Origin of the sequence: Streptomyces hydrogenans (assembly GCF_014656075.1) — a bacterium.
GTDB lineage: Bacteria > Actinomycetota > Actinomycetes > Streptomycetales > Streptomycetaceae > Streptomyces > Streptomyces hydrogenans.
This window is the reverse complement of sequence record NZ_BNBS01000002.1, coordinates 1-15,800: the sequence shown is the minus strand read 5'-3', so window position 1 is coordinate 15,800 and position 15,800 is coordinate 1. Positions and strand designations below refer to the sequence as shown.

The following is a 15,800-nucleotide window of genomic DNA, read 5'->3' as shown; positions in this document are numbered from 1 at the left end:
GCTCAGCCCTCCAGCAGCCGCTGTCCGACGTACTCGCCCTCGGCGGCTCCGCCCGGCACGGCGAAGAGGCCGCTGGACTCGTGCCGGATGAACGGCGACAGCGCGTCGCCCCGGTCGAGCTTGCGCTGCACCGGCACGAAGCCACGCAGCGGGTCGGCCTGCCAGCAGACGAAGAGGAGACCGGCGTCCGGGGTGCCGTCCGCGCCGATCCCGTCGTGGAAGGAGAAGGGCCGCCGCAGCATCGCCGCGCCGCCGTTCTGTTCGGGGGCGGAGATCCGGGCGTGGGCGTTGTCGGGGATCGCGAGCTTCCCGTCCGGTCCCCGCTTGTCCAGGTCCAGCGGGGTGGTCTCCGAGCCGCCGGACAGCGGGGCCCCGTCCGCCTTGCGGCGGCCGATGACCCGCTCCTGCCGCTCCCGCGGCAGCCCCTCCCAGTCGTCCAGGAGCATCCGGATCCGCCGCACGACCGCGTAGGAGCCGCCCGCCATCCAGTCCTGGGCGCCCGTCGCCCCGGTGGGGACGAAGATCCGACGGTCGAAGTCGGGGTCGGTGGTCTTCGGGTTGTTGGTGCCGTCGACCTGGCCCATCAGGTTCCGGGCCGTCATCGGCCGGGCGGTCGCCCCGGCGGAGCGGTTGAAGCCGTTCATCTGCCAGCGCACCCGGGCCGCGTCCCCGGCGTCCTTCTGGAGCGCGCGCAGCGCGTGGAAGGCGACCAGGGCGTCGTCCGCCCCGATCTGCACCCACAGATCGCCCTCCGAGCGCTTCGGGTCGACCGCGTCGGAGGAGAAGGCGGGCAGCGGGTCGAGCTGCGCCGGGCGCCGGGCGGCCAGCCCGGTCCGGTCGAAGAAGGTGCGGCCGAAGCCGAAGGTGACCGTGAGGGAGGACGGGCCCGCGTCCAGCGCGATCCCGGTGTCGCCGGACGGGACCTCTCCGGCCATCAGCGTGCGCGCCGTCGCCGACCAGCGGCGCAGCAGCGCGGCGGCCTCCTTGCGCCCGGCGCCCGCCGCGAGGTCGAAGGCGACGAGATGGCCCCGTGCCTGGAGCGGGGTGGTGATCCCGGGCTGGTGCCTCCCGTGGAACACCACCTCGGTGGACCCCACCGAGGTGAGGGCACGGGAGCCGCCGGCACCGGTCGTCACGGAGCCGTCGTCCGAGACGGCCGTCGCGATCCCGGCACCGCCGGCGGCGCCGATCACCAGGCCGGCCGCGCCCGCCGCGCCGACGGTGCCGAGCAGCCGGCGCCGGGAGATGTCGAGGTGGCCGCTGTCGGACGCGGGGGAGCCGTCGGACACGGGGCCGGTCACGGGGTTGCTCACGGGCATTCAGCCGATCTTGACGTTCTTCTCGATGGTGGTCTGGTCGATCTCGGAGGTACGGACCGTCACCTGGATCCGCCATTCGCCGGGCAGCGGGAGCTGGACGCCGCTCGCGCTCCAGTGTCCGGTCTGGATCCGGTCGGGGGCGACGGGCAGCGGGCCCACGCCCTTCTCCTCCAGGGTGAGGTTCACCTTGATCTCGGGGACGTCCAGCGGCTTGCCGTTCGGGCGTTCCACGAAGAGGTGCAGGGCGTTGGCACCGGTGCGTCCGGGGTCGAGGCTGAGCCGGACGACGCCCTTGCCGTCCACGCCGCCGGTGTCGAAGGGGAGCCGGAAGTCCACCGGACGGTCGGGCACGGCGGTCGACCCGGCCGTCGTCCCGCCGGTCCGGGCGGCCTCCTCCTCGGTGCGGCCGGGTTCGGTGGAGGTGAGGACGGTGGTGACGGCGAGCAGGACGACGGCGACGGCGGCCTCGGTCAGCACCGAGCGGCGCAGTCCGGTCCGCTCGGGATCCGCGTCCCGGGCCTTCTTCCGCCGGGCGGTGGCCACGGCGGCCCGCTGCCGGGCGAGCTGGGCGGCCCGCTCGGGGTCGATCTCCTCCGGGGCGTCCTCGCCGTCGGCGTCCGCGTCCGCGGGGCGGTCGTCCCCGGCGTCCTCGTCGTCAGGGGCCTCGTCGGCAAGGCCCTCGTTCTCCAGGCCCTCGTCCTCGAGATCCTTCTCCGCGCCCTCCGCCTCCGACCCGGACTCCGGCTCCGGAAGCGTCGGGGCCCGTTCCGCCAGGCGTCGGGTCCAGCGGCGGGATATCCAGGCGATGCCGACGAGCACGGCCATCAGGCCGATCTTCACCAGGAGGAGCTGCCCGTACCGGGTGCCGGTGAGGGCGGACCAGGAGCCGACCTGGCGCCAGGACTGGTAGATGCCGGTGGCGACCAGGACGGCGACCGAGACGAAGGCGACCCGGGAGAAGCGTTCGACCGCCGCGCGCTCCACGGAGGGCGCCCGGTAGAGCGCGACCAGCAGGGTGGTGAGCCCGCCGAGCCAGGTGGCGACCGCGAGGAGGTGCAGGATGTCGACCGGCATCGCGATGCCGGGCTGGATGCCGGTGGAGGCGTGCTCGGCCAGCGCCCAGGTGCCGGCGATGCCCGCGGCGACCACGGTGCCGCCGAGGCCCAGGCCGAAGGCGAGGTCCTTGCGCTCCTTCGGGTCGGTGCGGCGGGCGTACGCGCCGAAGAGGACGGCGACGAAGAGCGCGGCCGCCCCGAGCAGCAGCAGCCGGGAGGTGAGCGCCGCCCCGGTCTTGGTCTGGAGCACGGCCTGGAGCCCGTCCAGGTCGAAGACGTCGGCGAGCTTGCCGGAGCCGGTGTACGGACCGCGCAGCAGCAGCATGACCAGGGTGGCGCCGGTGAGGGTCAGCCAGCCCCGGACGACCGTCTGCTGCACGGGCCGGACGCCCGCGCCGCGCGGCCAGCACAGCAGCACGAAGGCGCCGCCGCCGACGAGGACGGCGAAGCCCGCGTACGACAGATAGCGCGCGATCCCGTAGAGGGCGCCGACGACCCCGCCGCCGGCCGCCTGCTCGGGCAGCGCGACCGAGGTGGCGGACGGGGCGCCGATGGAGAAGGTGAAGGCCCCGGCGATGGGGTGGCTGTCGGCGGAGACGGTCTGCCAGGCGACGGTGTAGGTGCCGTCCGGCAGACCGGCCCGCAGGGCCACGCCGTACTTGACGACGGCGCCGCTGCACAGGTCGATGATCTCGCCGGTGTCGGCGCGCCGGCCCGAGGGGTCGAGGACCCGGATCGAGTCGGGGCTCATCGCGACCTGCTCCGAGAAGGTGAGGCCGACCTCCTTGGGGGCGGTGGCGACCACCGCCCCGTCCTGCGGATCGCTCCCGGTCAGCGCCGCGTGCGCGGAGGCGGGGGCGGCGCCGGCGAGGAGCACGCCCAGGAGGGCGGCCGCGAGAACGAGCAGCCGGGCCAGGGCGGTGCCGAGGCGCGGGGCGGTGGGTGTCGTCACAGTGTCACTCCGTCAACGAGCTCAGTGCTGCTGCGGGTTGTGGTTGGTGGCCTCGACGGGCAGCTCGACCGTGATCGGGTCGGCCTTCTCGAAGTGCAGCTCGACGCTGACCTTCTCGCCCTGCTTCGGCTTCTTCTTCAGTTCCATGAACATGAGGTGGTTGCCGCCCCGGTCCAGCTTCAGCTCCCCGTTCGCGGGGATGTCGAACGCCTTCACCATCTGCATCTTCTGGTTCTTCGTCTCGTGCATGGTGACGTCGTCCGAGAGCGGGCTGGTGACCGAGGTCAGCTTGTCGGCGGTGTCACCGGTGTTCTCGATGGTGAGGAAGCCGCCGGCCATGTCCGTCACGGGCTGGGGCATGTACGCGCCGCTGACCTTCAGCTCGGGCTTTCCGCTGTCGGACGAGCACCCGGTGAGCGCGAGCGCGGCGGCGAGCGCCACGGCGGCGGACAGGGCGGTGGTGCGGCGGGTCACGGGTTCTCCCCCTTGATGATCTTCGGCAGGTCCTTGGCGTAGTCGTCGACGGTGGCGTCCTCCCCGTACAGGACGTAGCCCTGGTCGGTGGTGGGGGAGAAGGCGACGACCTGGGCGCCGTGCATGGAGACGACGGTGCCGTCCTTCTCCTTCTTCGGCGGGTCGATGCCGATGCCGATCGAGCGGGCACCCGCCTGGATCGCCGAGAAGTCGCCGGTGAGCCCGGTGAAGGACGCGTCGCCGAAGCCGGGCAGCCACTTGGCCAGCGAGGCGGCCGTGTCCCGCTCGGGGTCGGTGGTGACGAAGACGACCTGGAGCTTGTCCTGGTCGGCCTGGGGCAGCTGCTTCTTGGCGACGGCGATGTTGCTCATCGTCAGCGGGCACACGTCGGGGCAGTTGGTGTAGCCGAAGTAGATGAGCGTCGGCTTGCCCTTGGTGCGCTCGCGCAGGTCGTAGCTCTCGCCCTTGGTGTCGGTGAGGACCAGGTCGGGCTTGGTGAAGGGGCGGTCCAGGACGGTGGCGGCCCGGGTCTTCTCGGTGACGCCCTCGATCTGGGCGACGCCGGAGGACGCGGTGTCCTTCGTGTCGTCGTCGCCGAGGCCGACCGCGGCGACGATGCCGAGGGCGGCGACGATCGCGACGGCGGCGACGATCAGCGGGGTGCGCCGCCCGGGGCGGCCGGTGGTGCCGTCCCCGCCGCTCTGCGACGGGGACGTCTTCTCTGTGGACATTGCGGTGACTGTCTTTCGGAGTGCTGGACGTGCTGGACGGCCCGGCGGGCCGGGTGTGACGGCCCGCCGGGAGGGTGCCGTCAGGCCGAGCGACGGCGGCCGGCGAGGACGCCGAAGGCGATGCCGGCGAGGCCGACGAGGATGCCGACGACGCCGAGCACACGGGCCGTGGTGTCGGTGGAGGAGTCCGAGGCGGTCTCGGTGGTGGCGTGGCCGCCGTCGGCCTCGTGACCGGCCTTCGCGTCGGCGGAGGCCGAGCCGGAGGCGGTGGGCGCGGCGGAGGCGGCGCCGCCGTGGTGGTCCTCGCCCGCGGGCGAGAGCTTCAGGACGGGAGCCGGGTACTGGGGCTCCTCGGAGCCCTTCTGCTCCTCGATCCAGCGCACGACCTCGTCGTTGTCGTACGTCTGGATGGCCTTGAGGACCAGCTGGTCGGTGTTCTCCGGCAGCTGGCCGAGGGAGAGAGGGAACTGCTGGAACTGGCCGGGGCCGATCTTCGAGCCGTCCGCGGTCCAGGTGACCTTGGAGACGGCCTCGTTGATCTGCTTGCCGTGCAGCGTCAGCGGCTTGTCCAGCTTGGTCTTGGTGACCTCGGCCTTCCAGCCAGGCACCGGCTGCGGCATGACGGAGGCGAGCGGGTGGTCCAGCGGGAAGTTGACCTCCAGCTTCACGGTGGAGGCGTTGTCGCGCTCGTTCGGGACCTTGACGTTGACGGTGGCGTAGCCGCCCTGGGCGGCCTGGCCCTGCGGCTGCACGCCCACGTGGGCGAAGGCGGTGCCCGACAGGAGCACGACGGAGGCGGCGGCGGTGCCGGCGGCGAGGGCGACGCGGGACAGGTTCATGAAGACACTCCGGCTCGGTGGGGGGTCCGCGGAGGGACCCCGGAAGAGGGAAGGCGGTCCGGTGCCGCGCCACGTGCACCGGGCGGAGCCGGGCGGTGGGCGCGGGCGGGCGCGGTCCCGCTCCCCCTGGAGCGGACCGCGTCAGGCTGCGAGGACGCAGGCGTCGGCCGGCGGGCCGCGGCGGATCACCGTGTGCTGGAGTGCCCCGGCCGCCGGCGGCGTCGGGGAGTCGAAGGCGGTGCGGGGACGGCCGCGCGGACCGGCCGGGGCCGACGCCGCCAGCCCGGCGAGCAGGGCCCGGACGAGCCGGAGCGCGGCGCGCAGGACGCGTACCAGGGTGCCCTCGGCGAGCTCGGCGGCCCGCTCTTCGGACAGCTCGGCGAGCCGGACCAGGGCGAGGTCGCCCCGGCGCAGCAGCCAGCCGGCCACCAGGGCGGCGAGCAGGTGCCCGAGGAGCATCGGCAGGCTCGGCAGCAGCGCGTCGGCGGGTGACGCCCCGGCACCGTGCATGCCCGGGTGGGCGTGCGCGGCGACGGCCGGGTCGATGCCGGCGCGGCTGAGGATCCCGGCGGCGTCGCCGGGGGTGAGGGAGGCGGCGCCCGCCCCGCAGACGAGCTTGGCGGCCATCCGCACGAGCGAGTCGTCGGCCTGGGCGCTCAGGGCGAGCTGCCGCTGGCCGAGGCCGAAGAGCAGGTGGAGTCCGAGCTGTCCGCCGGCGAGGGCGGCGACGACGAAGCCGAGGGAGCGCTCGCGTCCGGTGAGCAGGACCGTGACCCCGAAGACGCCGAGCAGTCCGGCGAGCAGGGTCCACAGGGCGATGCCCGCACAGGCGGCGAGCGCGTGACCCAGCGCGGACAGCACGACGCAGACCGCGGTGAACACCGCGGCCCTCAGCAGCCGTGGAGCGAGCGCGGGGGCAGACATGGCGGCCCCATCATCGCACCAGGGCACCCGCCGCCATGAGGCAGGTCCGCAAGGTCGTTCTTGGGGGTGTTCGGGAGGAGATACACCGGACATACACCGGGTTCGGGGCCCCTCGCGTCCGCCGAACGGGCGCTCTTGACGCCTCCGCGTGCTTACGGACCGCCCTGGGCGGCAATAGCTAGGGGTATGTCGAGCCGCTGCCGGGAGGCTGGAGCATGAGCATCTGGTGGTCACTCCATCTGCGGCGCGAGGCCGCGAGCGTACCGCTCGCCCGGCGCCTGTTCCTCGGCACCATGGAGACGGCCGGGGTCGATCCCGAGGTGTCCTACGACCTGTCGGTGGCGCTCACCGAGGCGTGCGCCAACGCGGTCGAGCACGGGGGCGGCCCGGTCGCGGGGCGGGGCTCGGAGGCGTACCGCGTGACGGCCTTCCTCGACGGCGAGACCTGCCGCATCGAGGTGACGGACGCCGGTCCCGGCTTCCCCGGCGTGCGGTCGGCGCCCGCTCCGGCGGCCTGTCCGGACGCCGAGGACGGCCGCGGCCTCCGCCTGATCGAGGAGCTCTCCGACCACGTCCACTTCGGCCGCTCGGGCCGCGGCGGCGCGGTGGTCAGCTTCGACAAGATCCTCAAGTGGAGGGACAGCCCGTCCCTGCTGATGGCGTGACCCCGTCCCCGCCGACGACGTGACCGGACCGACGACGTGGCCCGGCCGAGGGAATGGGAGAAGGCCCCGCCCGGCGGTCGCCGGGCGGGGCCTTCTCGCGGTCGTCAGCCCTTCAGGGCGGCCATCCACGCCTCGACCTCGTCGGAGCGGCGCGGCAGCTGGTCCGACAGGTTCCGGTTGCCGTCCTCGGTGACGAGGATGTCGTCCTCGATCCGGACGCCGATGCCGCGGTACTCCTCCGGCACGGTCAGGTCGTCGGCCTGGAAGTAGAGCCCCGGCTCGACGGTCAGGCACATGCCCGGCTCCAGCGTGGTGTCGACGTACGCCTCGGTGCGCGCGGCGGCGCAGTCGTGGACGTCCATGCCGAGCATGTGGCCGGTGCCGTGCAGGGTCCAGCGGCGCTGGAGGCCCAGCTCCAGGACGCGCTCGGCCGGGCCCTCGACGAGGCCCCACTCGACGAGCTTCTCGGCGAGCACGCGCTGGGCGGCGTCGTGGAAGTCGCGATAGGCGGCGCCGGGCTTCACCGCGGCGATGCCCGCCTCCTGCGCCTCGTACACGGCGTCGTAGATCTTCCGCTGGATCTCCGTGTACCGGCCGTTGATCGGCAGGGTGCGGGTGACGTCGGCGGTGTACAGCTCGGTGGTCTCGACGCCGGCGTCGAGCAGGAGCAGGTCGCCGGAGCGGACGGCGCCGTCGTTGCGGACCCAGTGCAGGGTGCAGGCGTGCGGGCCGGCGGCGCAGATGGAGCCGTAGCCGACGTCGTTGCCCTCGACGCGGGCGCGGAGGAAGAAGGTGCCCTCGATGTAGCGCTCGCTGGTGGCCTCGGCCTTGTCGAGGACCTTCACGACGTCCTCGAAGCCGCGGGCGGTGGAGGCGCAGGCCTTCTCCAGCTCGGCGATCTCGAAGGAGTCCTTGATCAGCCGGGCCTCGGAGAGGTAGACGCGCAGCTCTTCGTCGCGCTCGGCGGTGACCTTGTCGGTGAGGGCGGTCTCGATGCCGGCGTCGTGGCCGCGCACGGCGCGGACCGGGCCGGTGGCCTCGCCGAGGGCGGCGGCCAGCTCGCGCACGTCCTTCGCCGGGATGCCGAGCAGCTGCTCCGCCTCGGTGAGGGAGTGACGGCGGCCGACCCACAGCTCGCCCATGCCGTCGAGCCAGAACTCGCCGTTCTCGCGGTCCGAGCGCGGGAGCAGGTAGATCGTGGCCTCGTGCCCGGTCTTCGTCGGCTCCAGGACGAGGACGCCGTCGTGCGTCTGGTCGCCGGTGAGGTACGCGTACTCGGTGGAGGCGCGGAAGCTGTACTCGGTGTCGTTCGACCGGGTCTTCAGGTTGCCGGCCGGGACCACCAGGCGCTCGCCCGGGAAGCGGGCGGAGAGCGCGGCGCGGCGCGCGGCGGTCTCGGCCGCCTGCGCGATCGGCGCGAGGCCGGTCAGCTCCGTGTCGGCCCAGCCGGACTTCATGTTCTCGGCGAGCTCGTCGGAAACGCCCTGGTACAGGCCGTTCTTCCGCTGCTTGATCGGCTCTTCGGCCTCGTCCGGGGTCTCCGGAGTGAGCTCTTCGGCCACGGGTCTGCCTCCTCTTGGTACGACACTGAACCCCCTCCATCGTACGGTCGTACGGAAGGGGGCCCAGGGCCGGAAGACCTGTTACCGCGCGGACGCCGGTGCGATCAGTCGAAGCGGGCGGCGAGCAGGACCACGTCCTCGCCCTCCACGGTGGGGTCGAGCCCTTCCGGGAGCAGGGTCCGCAGCACGTGGTCGGCGATCGCTCCCGGATCGTCCCGGTCCGTCCGGGGCACGCTCGCGGCGGCCGCGTGGAGCCGTGCGAAGGCCCGGTCGATGGGATCGCCGGTACGCCGCAGCAGCCCGTCCGTGTAGAGCAGCACCGTTTCTCCGGCCGCGACCTCCAGCTCCACGCTCGGAGCCTCCCAGCAGGAGAGCATCCCGAGCGGGGCGGAGAGCGAGGTCTCCACGTACTCGGTGCGGCGCTCGCCGATGAGCAGCGGCGGGGTGTGACCGGCGCCGGCCAGGACGATCCGGCGGCGGGCGGTCTCGGCGTGGGCGAAGAGGGCGGTGGCCGAGCGGGCCGGTTCGGTGAGCCGGAGCAGCAGCTCCAGGTCGGAGAGGACGGCGACCGGGTCCTCGCCCTCCATCACCGCGTACGCCCGCAGCGAGGCGCGCAGCCGGCCCATCGCGGCCAGGGCGCTCGGCCCGGTGCCGGAGACGGAGCCGACGGAGAGCCCGAGGGCGCCCTCGGGCAGCGGGAGCGCGTCGTACCAGTCGCCGCCGCCCCGGGGACCGGTGTGGTGGCGTGCGGCGAGCCGGACCCCGGGGACGCGGGGGAGCCGGCTCGGGAGCAGCTCCTCGGCGACGGTGGAGACCTGGACGCGGGCCCGTTCGACCTGGAGGAGGCGGGCGAGGTGTTCGGTGGCGAAGCGGCCGTAGAGGCCGATGAGGTGGCGCTGGCGGTCGGTGGGGGCGGCCGGCTCGTCGTAGAGCCAGACGCCGGCGCCGATCCGGCCGGCCTCCTCGGTGGCGAGGGGGAGGGCGTAGCTGGCGGCGTAGCCGAGCCGGGCGGCGACTTCGCGGTGGCGGGGGTCGAGGCCCTCCTCGGTGCGCACGTCGGGGATGGCGATGGGGTCCGGGACGCGGGCGGGGGCACCCGGGTCCGCCGGGTCGGGGAGCCCGTCGAGGAGGCGGCCGTAGCTGGAGGTGCCGCGGGGGACGGTCTCGATGGTGCCGAGGTCGGCGTGGGCGAGGCCGAGGCCGACGGTGGCGGTGGGGCCGAGGCCGTCGGCGGGTTCGAGGACGGCCATGCCGCGGCGGGCGCCCACGAGGGCGGCTCCCGCGCCGAGGACCTCGTGGAGGGCCTCGTCGAGGGTGGCGGTCCGGATGAGCCGCTCGGTGAATTCGTGGAGGGTGGTGAGGTCGGAGACCCAGCCGGCGAGGCGGTCGGTGATCAGGGCGTTGGGGGCGGGGGCGGCGTCGGCCGGTGCCGCCGCGGCGGGGACGCCCGCGAGGGGCGCCTTAGTGTGCGGTGGAGCGGGAACCGTGGAGTCGATTCCGGCCACTTTCGCAAGGTGCTTCGGCAGGTGTGGGGAACTCATCCCGGTCGGCTTTCCGACCGGTGCGTTCGAGGCCATGGCATCGCAAACCCCCATGTCATAGAGCACCGCTCGATGTCTCCACATGTACACGCACCCGAGGAGCGATGTCCAGCATTGTCCCCGTGGGACTTGTGGTGTCCGGGGGGCGTTCCGGGAGGTCGTGCGCAGGGGTTGAAGTGGGCTGGAAGTTGGCTGAAAATTGCCCTCGGTGTGCACCATTTGCGGTCGACTGGCGTCGTTTGAAAGCGCGTCATTCTGAGCGTGTGGGGTACGTAATCGATGACAGGCAGGGGCAGTTGACAGCGCCCCGGGATCGAGAAGCGGAACCCCGGCGTCGTACGTGCCGCAGGCCGCGGCCCGTCCCCGCGTGGCGGGGATCGTGTTCTGAACCGGCTTCGACCTGACTGTGACCCGGCCCCGTTCCGGCCGGCCCCGCCCCCGAGCGGGGCGACGCACCGCCGACGCTGTACGCGCTGATACGCACGGTGAAGAGATCTGCACATGGTGTGATGTGGATTCGGCGTTCAACGGAAAGGAACGAGCGCTCATGCGCGAGATCCTCGGAAGGCGACGCAGGCTCCGGTTCCGGCGCAAGGCGAGGACCGCACGGCAGGAAGCGGCGGTCACCTTCGCGGTCGGGTGGGACTGGCCCGTCCTGCCCGGCGTGGGCCTGGCGGAGCCCGCCGGCACGGCGGAGAGCCCCGGCCGCGGCGGCCTGTGGACGAGGCCCCGGACCGGCCGCGCGGACCGGCCGGGGGCGGAGCGGTCCGGTCAGGGCCGCGCGGAGCGGCCCGGACCCGGCGGCGCGGCCCGCACCGGCGGCGCCGACCTGGTGTGCGCCTGCCCCGACCCCGGCTGCGTGGTCCCCGGCGCCCACCCCTTCGACCCCGGCCTCCTGGCCGCCACCACCGACGAGCGGATGATCCGCTGGTGGTGGACCCGGCGCCCGGACGCCCCGGTCCTGCTGGCCACCGGCGGCCGTGCCCCGTGCGCGGTGAGCCTCCCGGCCCCGGCGGGCGCGCGCGCCCTGCGGGACCTCGACGCGATGGGCATGCGCCTCGGCCCGGTGGTCGCGACGCCGACCCGCTGGTCGATCCTGGTCGCCCCGTACGGCCTCGAACGGCTCGGCGAGCTGCTGTACGCGAAGGACAGCGTGCCCAGCTCGCTGCGCTTCCATGGAGAGGGCGGCTATCTGTTGCTGCCGCCGTCCACGGCGGGCACCGGACAGGTCCGCTGGGAGCGGGCGCCGCTCGCCGGCTCGGCCCGCCCGTGGCTGCCGGACGTGGAGGCCGTCGTCGACGCCCTGGTAGCGGCCAGCACCGCCACTCCGGGCGGCGGGAGCCGGCTCGCGTACTGAACCGGCCTGGGTGCGGAGCGGCCCACGCGCGCGTGCCGGGTGACCCGGCCGCCCGACGCCGTTCACCCGAACGGGTGTGTCCTGGGCCGACGCGTACGGGAATCGGGCGCGCGGCCCGCCGGGTGCCCGCCCGGCGCCGGTAGGTTCGCCCCACCGTCCGTGATCGTTTCCCGAACAGAGCAGGTGGGTCGCATGAGTCGGCTGAGCCCGGCGCACCTCCGCATGGCCGGCCTCGGCACCGCCGTCGCGATCGCCGTCCTGGTGCCCCTGGCCGCCAAGGCGGGCGACAGCGGCGGGGCCCCCTCGAAGGCGGCGCCCCCGGCCTCGGCCGACGCGAAGCCCGACGGCGGCCCGGGCGCCGCCGGAGGCGGGACGGTGGGGGAGCTGCTCGGCGACCTGGGGCTCGGCCGGGAGGCCCGTACGCCCGGGAGCGGCCCGTCCGTCGCCGCCTCCCCGGCCTCGCCGGCGGCCCGGGCGGGCGGGAAGGACGCCGTCGCCTTCGCCGAGGCGCCCGAGCGGGTCAGCCGCTGCGGTCCCGAAGTCGCCTCGCCCGAGGGCGTCGAGGCGCAGACCTGTGTCCTCTCCGAGGGGCCGGACGTCTGGGCGCGCACGTACTACCGCAATGCCACCGGTCGGGAGATCGACGCGATTCTGACCCTCATGGCGCCCGGCGGGCGGACGGTCCAGGTGCGCTGCGGGGTGCCCGCGCGGGACGAGCCGGACACCTGCGAGACCCCGAGGGAACCGGGGGCGGGAGCGGCGACTTCGTATACGGCCGTGGCGGAATTCGCGGGGGACGACGAGGGCGGCGATGCGCCGCTGTTGCTCCGCTCGGGCAGCAACACGGCCGACGAAGAAGCGAGTTGAGCAGCGGCCCCGGCGCGACGGCGGGGCGGGCATGGAAACGCCCGGTCGCTGGCGACGGGGGATGCACCAGCGACCGGGCTTCCAGAACGGTAACAAGAGATCTGCGGTTCGCAAATTCGATCTCGGTTATTCGGACAGGGATTTACCGCTCCGTAGGTTCCGCTGTGGCGGAAGTCACCGACTGGTCGGTCTGTCAGTCACCGATACCACCTGGGGTATCAGCTGAGAGTGACCTGACGGTTCGTGAGGCCGCCGCGCGCCCGACGCTCCTCGGCGGTGAGCGGTGTGTCGACGGCGAGCGCCTCGGCCAGCCGCTCGGCGAACTCGGCGGCGGGCTTCTCGCACTCCTCGGCGGTCATCGCCGACGGCAGGTCCCACACCGGCACCATGAGGCCGTGGGCGCGGAACGAGCCGACGAGCCGGGTGTCCGCGCCGAGCGAGGTGGTGCCGGCGACGTGGAGGCGGGCGAGCGCGTCGAGGAGCTTCTCCTCCGGGTGCGGCATGACCCAGCGCAGGTGGTTCTTCTCCGGGGTCTCGCACCAGTACGCGGCGTCGACCGAGGCCAGCTTCACGGTCGGGATGGCGGCGGCGTTGGCCCGCTCCAGGGAGGCGGCGACCTCGGGGTCGGCGCCGTCCGCCGACGCCGGGATCCAGAACTCGAAGCCGGTGTGGACCTCGGGCGCGAACACGGCGTCCGTGTCGAGCAGGTCCTGGAGGCGCGGGCCCTCGGGGTCGACGCGGCGCGGCGGCACCGGGTTGCCCGGCTCGGTCTCCAGGGCGCGCTGGAGCGTGTCGGCGAGGTCCCGGGCGAGGTCGCCGGAGGTGCCGTCGTTCTGCAGGGCGAGCAGGACGGAGCCGTCGTCGCGGCGGAGCGCCGGCCAGGCCATCGGCAGGACCGTCGCGAGCGTCACCGACGGCACGCCCTCGGGCAGGCCGCCCTTGAGGGTGAGCGGCACGGTGGCGGCGGGCACCAGTTCGCGCAGGGCGACCAGGTCGCACTCGCCGGGCAGGCCCTCGAAGGGGCGCTGGACGTGCTCGGTCGCGGCGTGCGCGGCGGCCCGGCCGTGGCACGCCTTGTAGCGGCGGCCCGAACCGCACGGGCACGGCTCGCGCGCGCCGACGACCGGGATCTCCCCGTTCGTGACCTGTGCCTGGCCGCTCTTGGCGGCCTTCGTCTGGGGGCGCTTCTTGGCCATGGTGTGGCTTTCTCCCGATCGCGGTGCTGTGTCGGGCGCGAGCCTAGCCGTCCGGACGCCCCCGGGAGCTCAGCCGTGCCACGACCACCCCTGGCGCGGCTCCGCCGTCACGCCGTCCCGGGTACGTCGCCGTCGAGGCGGACACCGGGCCGGAGTCGTACCGGCTGAAGTCGTACCGGCCGGAGTCGTACCGCTTCCGAGTCCAACTGCCCCGGAGCCGTACCGCCCCGGGGGCGAACCACCACGGAGCCGTACGCCCGGAGTCGTACCGCCGGACCGGCGGGGAACCGGCCACCCACCAGGGACGCCCCTCCCGGGGCGTCGGCACGGGTCCGTCGCGCCGGTCCGGTCAGTCCAGGTCGTCGTACGCGTCGAGGAGGTCGAAGCCGGATCCCCCGGCGCCGACGCGGGTCGCGAAGTCCTCGCGGCGGTGGCCTTCGGTGACGCGCACCCAGACCGTGACCTCGCCCGTCGCGCTGTCGCGCACGCCCCAGTCCTGGGACAGGACGCCGATGATGTGGAGCCCGCGTCCGCCGCGTGCCGTGACCGAGGGCGTGGACGGGACGGGTCTGGTGGGACCGCCTCCGTCCGTCACCTCGACCGTCAGCCCGCCCGACGGATCCAGCCGCCAGGCCGCCAGCACGTCGCCCTCGCCCCGGTCGCCCCGGCCCAGCGGCCTGCCGTGCCGGCAGGCGTTGCTGAGCAGTTCGGACAGGATCAGGACCGCGTCGTCGACGACCGATTCCGACACCCCGCCGCGGAACAGCTCGTCCCGCATCCGGTGTCGCGCTTCCCCCACGCCCGCAGGGCCATGGGGTACGGCCATGCTCGACGACGTGGGCACCTTCTGTGCCACCACCAACGCCACCCCCGAGACCTCCTTCGCCCCACGCCACCGTGTGGATGCCCCGGCTACCGCGACCGGAAACCGCCTGTTCCGGGTGGGGTGGAGCACAAGTGACGATCGCGTACGCGCCGAACGCGCCGGTGCACTCCCCCGCGGCCGCCCCCGCCGGGGGACTGGAGCCGTGACTCAGGCGCGCCCGAGGTGCTTGAGGACCTGCTTGGGACGGTTGGTGATGATCGCGTCGACCCCGAGCCGCAGACAGAGCTCGACGTCCTCCGGATCGTCCACCGTCCAGACGTGGACCTGGTGACCGGCCTTCTGGAGACGCAGGATGACGGCCGGATGGTGCCGGACGATCCGGATGGAGGGCCCCGCCACGCGCGCGCCCGCGGGCAGGCGTCCGTCGCGCAGCCGGGGGGTGACGAACTGGGTGAGGGAGACCGTCGGGAGCGTCGGCGCGGCGGCGGAGATCCGGTGCAGCGATCTGGCCGAGAAGCTCATGACCCGGACCGGGGACTCCTCGGGCGCCACGGGCGCGTGCAGGCCGAAACGCTTCAGGAGCGCGAGGAGCCGGTCCTCGACCTGGCCCGCCCAGCGGGTGGGGTGCTTGGTCTCGACGGCGAGCTCGACCCGCCGTCCCGCGTCGGAGACGAGCTCCAGGAGCCGTTCCAGGGTGAGGACCGAGGTGTACTCGGGGTCGCCCCAGTCCGGGCTCTCGCCCGGCTCGCCGGAGTCCTCGCGCTCCTTGAACCGCTTCCAGGCGCCGAAGTCCAGCGCGGAGAGGTCGGCGAGTTCGAGGGCGGAGACGGCTCCGCGGCCGTTCGATGTACGGTCGACACGACGGTCGTGGACGCAGACCAGGTGGCCGTCGGCGGTGAGCCGTACGTCGCACTCCAGGGCGTCGGCGCCGTCCTCGATGGCCTTCACATAGGCGGCCAGGGTGTGTTCCGGCGCGTCCTCCGAGGCCCCTCGGTGGGCGACGACCTGGACGGGGCCGGGGTGCGGTTGCTGCCGTGCGTGGGTCACCGCGTCATGGTGCCATTGGCGGGGCGGCCCGGGCACCCCGGACCTGTCCGTTCTGCCCAGTTATAAAGGATGGGGTGCGGACGCACAGCTCCGCCTTACCGCGGCCTGACGCCGGGTGGGAAAAGCTGTGCCCAGCACCCTGGAGCGAAGTATCACCGTCCCCGCGCTGTGAACGAGGAGAGCGAGCTGTGAGCACCGAGAACGAGGGCACCGAGGTTCCGGCGGACCCGACTGCCCCGTCCGCCCCCGCCACGCCGCCCGTCCCCGCCACGCCGCCCGCCGCGCCGGCGCCGCAGCAGGCCGGGGCGCCGGCGTCGGAGGCCCCCACCCAGATCCAGCCGCCGGTCCAGCCCCCGGCCCCGCCGGCGCAGGCTCCGGCCGCCGCGCCCGCCGCCGATCCGGCCGGCACCACGCAGGCGCCCGCGTACGCTCCCGAGCCCGCCAC

14 protein-coding genes and 1 pseudogene are annotated in these 15,800 nt (G+C 74.1%); 4 read left to right on the top strand and 11 right to left on the bottom strand.

The annotated features are described in order from the left end of the window. Positions 1-2 precede the first annotated feature (2 nt). The 6 genes from efeB to IE321_RS01490 all read right to left on the bottom strand — a co-directional run bounded on the left by efeB (position 3) and on the right by IE321_RS01490 (position 6,294). Positions 3-1,319, bottom strand: a complete 1,317-nt coding sequence (gene efeB / locus IE321_RS01515) for an iron uptake transporter deferrochelatase/peroxidase subunit (protein WP_190221438.1) — start codon at positions 1,317-1,319, stop codon at positions 3-5. Further along, positions 1,320-3,326 (bottom strand): copper resistance CopC/CopD family protein, encoded by a 2,007-nt coding sequence (locus IE321_RS01510; protein WP_190221437.1) that lies wholly within the window; start codon positions 3,324-3,326, stop codon positions 1,320-1,322. Positions 3,327-3,347: 21 nt separating this feature from the next. After that, positions 3,348-3,800 carry a copper chaperone PCu(A)C gene (locus IE321_RS01505; RefSeq protein WP_190221436.1) on the bottom strand — a complete coding sequence of 151 codons (453 nt, stop codon included), beginning with the start codon at positions 3,798-3,800 and terminating at the stop codon, positions 3,348-3,350. Continuing rightward, positions 3,797-4,531 carry an SCO family protein gene (locus IE321_RS01500; RefSeq protein ID WP_190221435.1) on the bottom strand — a complete coding sequence of 245 codons (735 nt, stop codon included), beginning with the start codon at positions 4,529-4,531 and terminating at the stop codon, positions 3,797-3,799. The genes IE321_RS01505 and IE321_RS01500 overlap by 4 nt, the downstream gene beginning before the upstream one ends. An 80-nt stretch (positions 4,532-4,611) precedes the next feature. Further along, a complete protein-coding gene (locus IE321_RS01495) occupies positions 4,612-5,370 on the bottom strand; it encodes a YcnI family copper-binding membrane protein (protein WP_190221434.1) in 759 nt (252 codons plus the stop codon). Positions 5,371-5,511: 141 nt separating this feature from the next. Continuing rightward, on the bottom strand, positions 5,512-6,294 hold the full coding sequence (locus IE321_RS01490) for a hypothetical protein (protein WP_190221433.1): 783 nt from the start codon (positions 6,292-6,294) through the stop codon (positions 5,512-5,514). Positions 6,295-6,509: 215 nt separating this feature from the next. Between IE321_RS01490 and IE321_RS01485 the strand changes: the two genes are divergently transcribed. Next, positions 6,510-6,959 carry an ATP-binding protein gene (locus IE321_RS01485; protein ID WP_043222555.1) on the top strand — a complete coding sequence of 150 codons (450 nt, stop codon included), beginning with the start codon at positions 6,510-6,512 and terminating at the stop codon, positions 6,957-6,959. Between the two features lie 104 nt (positions 6,960-7,063). Here IE321_RS01485 and IE321_RS01480 read toward each other — a convergent pair whose 3' ends face one another. Further along, complete coding sequence (locus IE321_RS01480) at positions 7,064-8,521, bottom strand: aminopeptidase P family protein (RefSeq protein WP_043222553.1); 1,458 nt, start codon at positions 8,519-8,521, stop codon at positions 7,064-7,066. A gap of 104 nt (positions 8,522-8,625) precedes the next feature. Beyond that, positions 8,626-10,116 carry a PP2C family protein-serine/threonine phosphatase gene (locus IE321_RS01475; protein ID WP_190221432.1) on the bottom strand — a complete coding sequence of 497 codons (1,491 nt, stop codon included), beginning with the start codon at positions 10,114-10,116 and terminating at the stop codon, positions 8,626-8,628. Between the two features lie 493 nt (positions 10,117-10,609). On the opposite strand from IE321_RS01475, the gene IE321_RS01465 reads away from it, so the two are divergent. Together IE321_RS01465 and IE321_RS01460 are read left to right on the top strand one after the other, a co-directional pair. Continuing rightward, positions 10,610-11,419: a bifunctional DNA primase/polymerase gene (locus IE321_RS01465; protein WP_229916268.1), complete on the top strand. Its 810-nt coding sequence runs from the start codon at positions 10,610-10,612 to the stop codon at positions 11,417-11,419. 192 nt (positions 11,420-11,611) lie between these two features. Next, positions 11,612-12,286, top strand: a complete 675-nt coding sequence (locus IE321_RS01460) for a hypothetical protein (protein ID WP_372470259.1) — start codon at positions 11,612-11,614, stop codon at positions 12,284-12,286. Between the two features lie 218 nt (positions 12,287-12,504). On the opposite strand, the gene IE321_RS01455 is transcribed toward IE321_RS01460, so the two are convergent. The 3 genes from IE321_RS01455 to IE321_RS01445 all read right to left on the bottom strand — a co-directional run bounded on the left by IE321_RS01455 (position 12,505) and on the right by IE321_RS01445 (position 15,355). Beyond that, complete coding sequence (locus tag IE321_RS01455) at positions 12,505-13,482, bottom strand: DUF5926 family protein (protein ID WP_190221431.1); 978 nt, start codon at positions 13,480-13,482, stop codon at positions 12,505-12,507. Positions 13,483-13,831: 349 nt separating this feature from the next. Next, on the bottom strand, positions 13,832-14,437 hold the full coding sequence (locus IE321_RS01450; protein ID WP_079021923.1) for an ATP-binding protein: 606 nt from the start codon (positions 14,435-14,437) through the stop codon (positions 13,832-13,834). 78 nt (positions 14,438-14,515) lie between these two features. Then, complete coding sequence (locus IE321_RS01445; RefSeq protein WP_190221430.1) at positions 14,516-15,355, bottom strand: glycerophosphodiester phosphodiesterase; 840 nt, start codon at positions 15,353-15,355, stop codon at positions 14,516-14,518. Positions 15,356-15,543: 188 nt separating this feature from the next. Here IE321_RS01445 and IE321_RS01440 point away from each other — a divergent pair. After that, positions 15,544-15,800 (top strand): annotated as a pseudogene (locus IE321_RS01440) (protease); the annotation flags it as partial.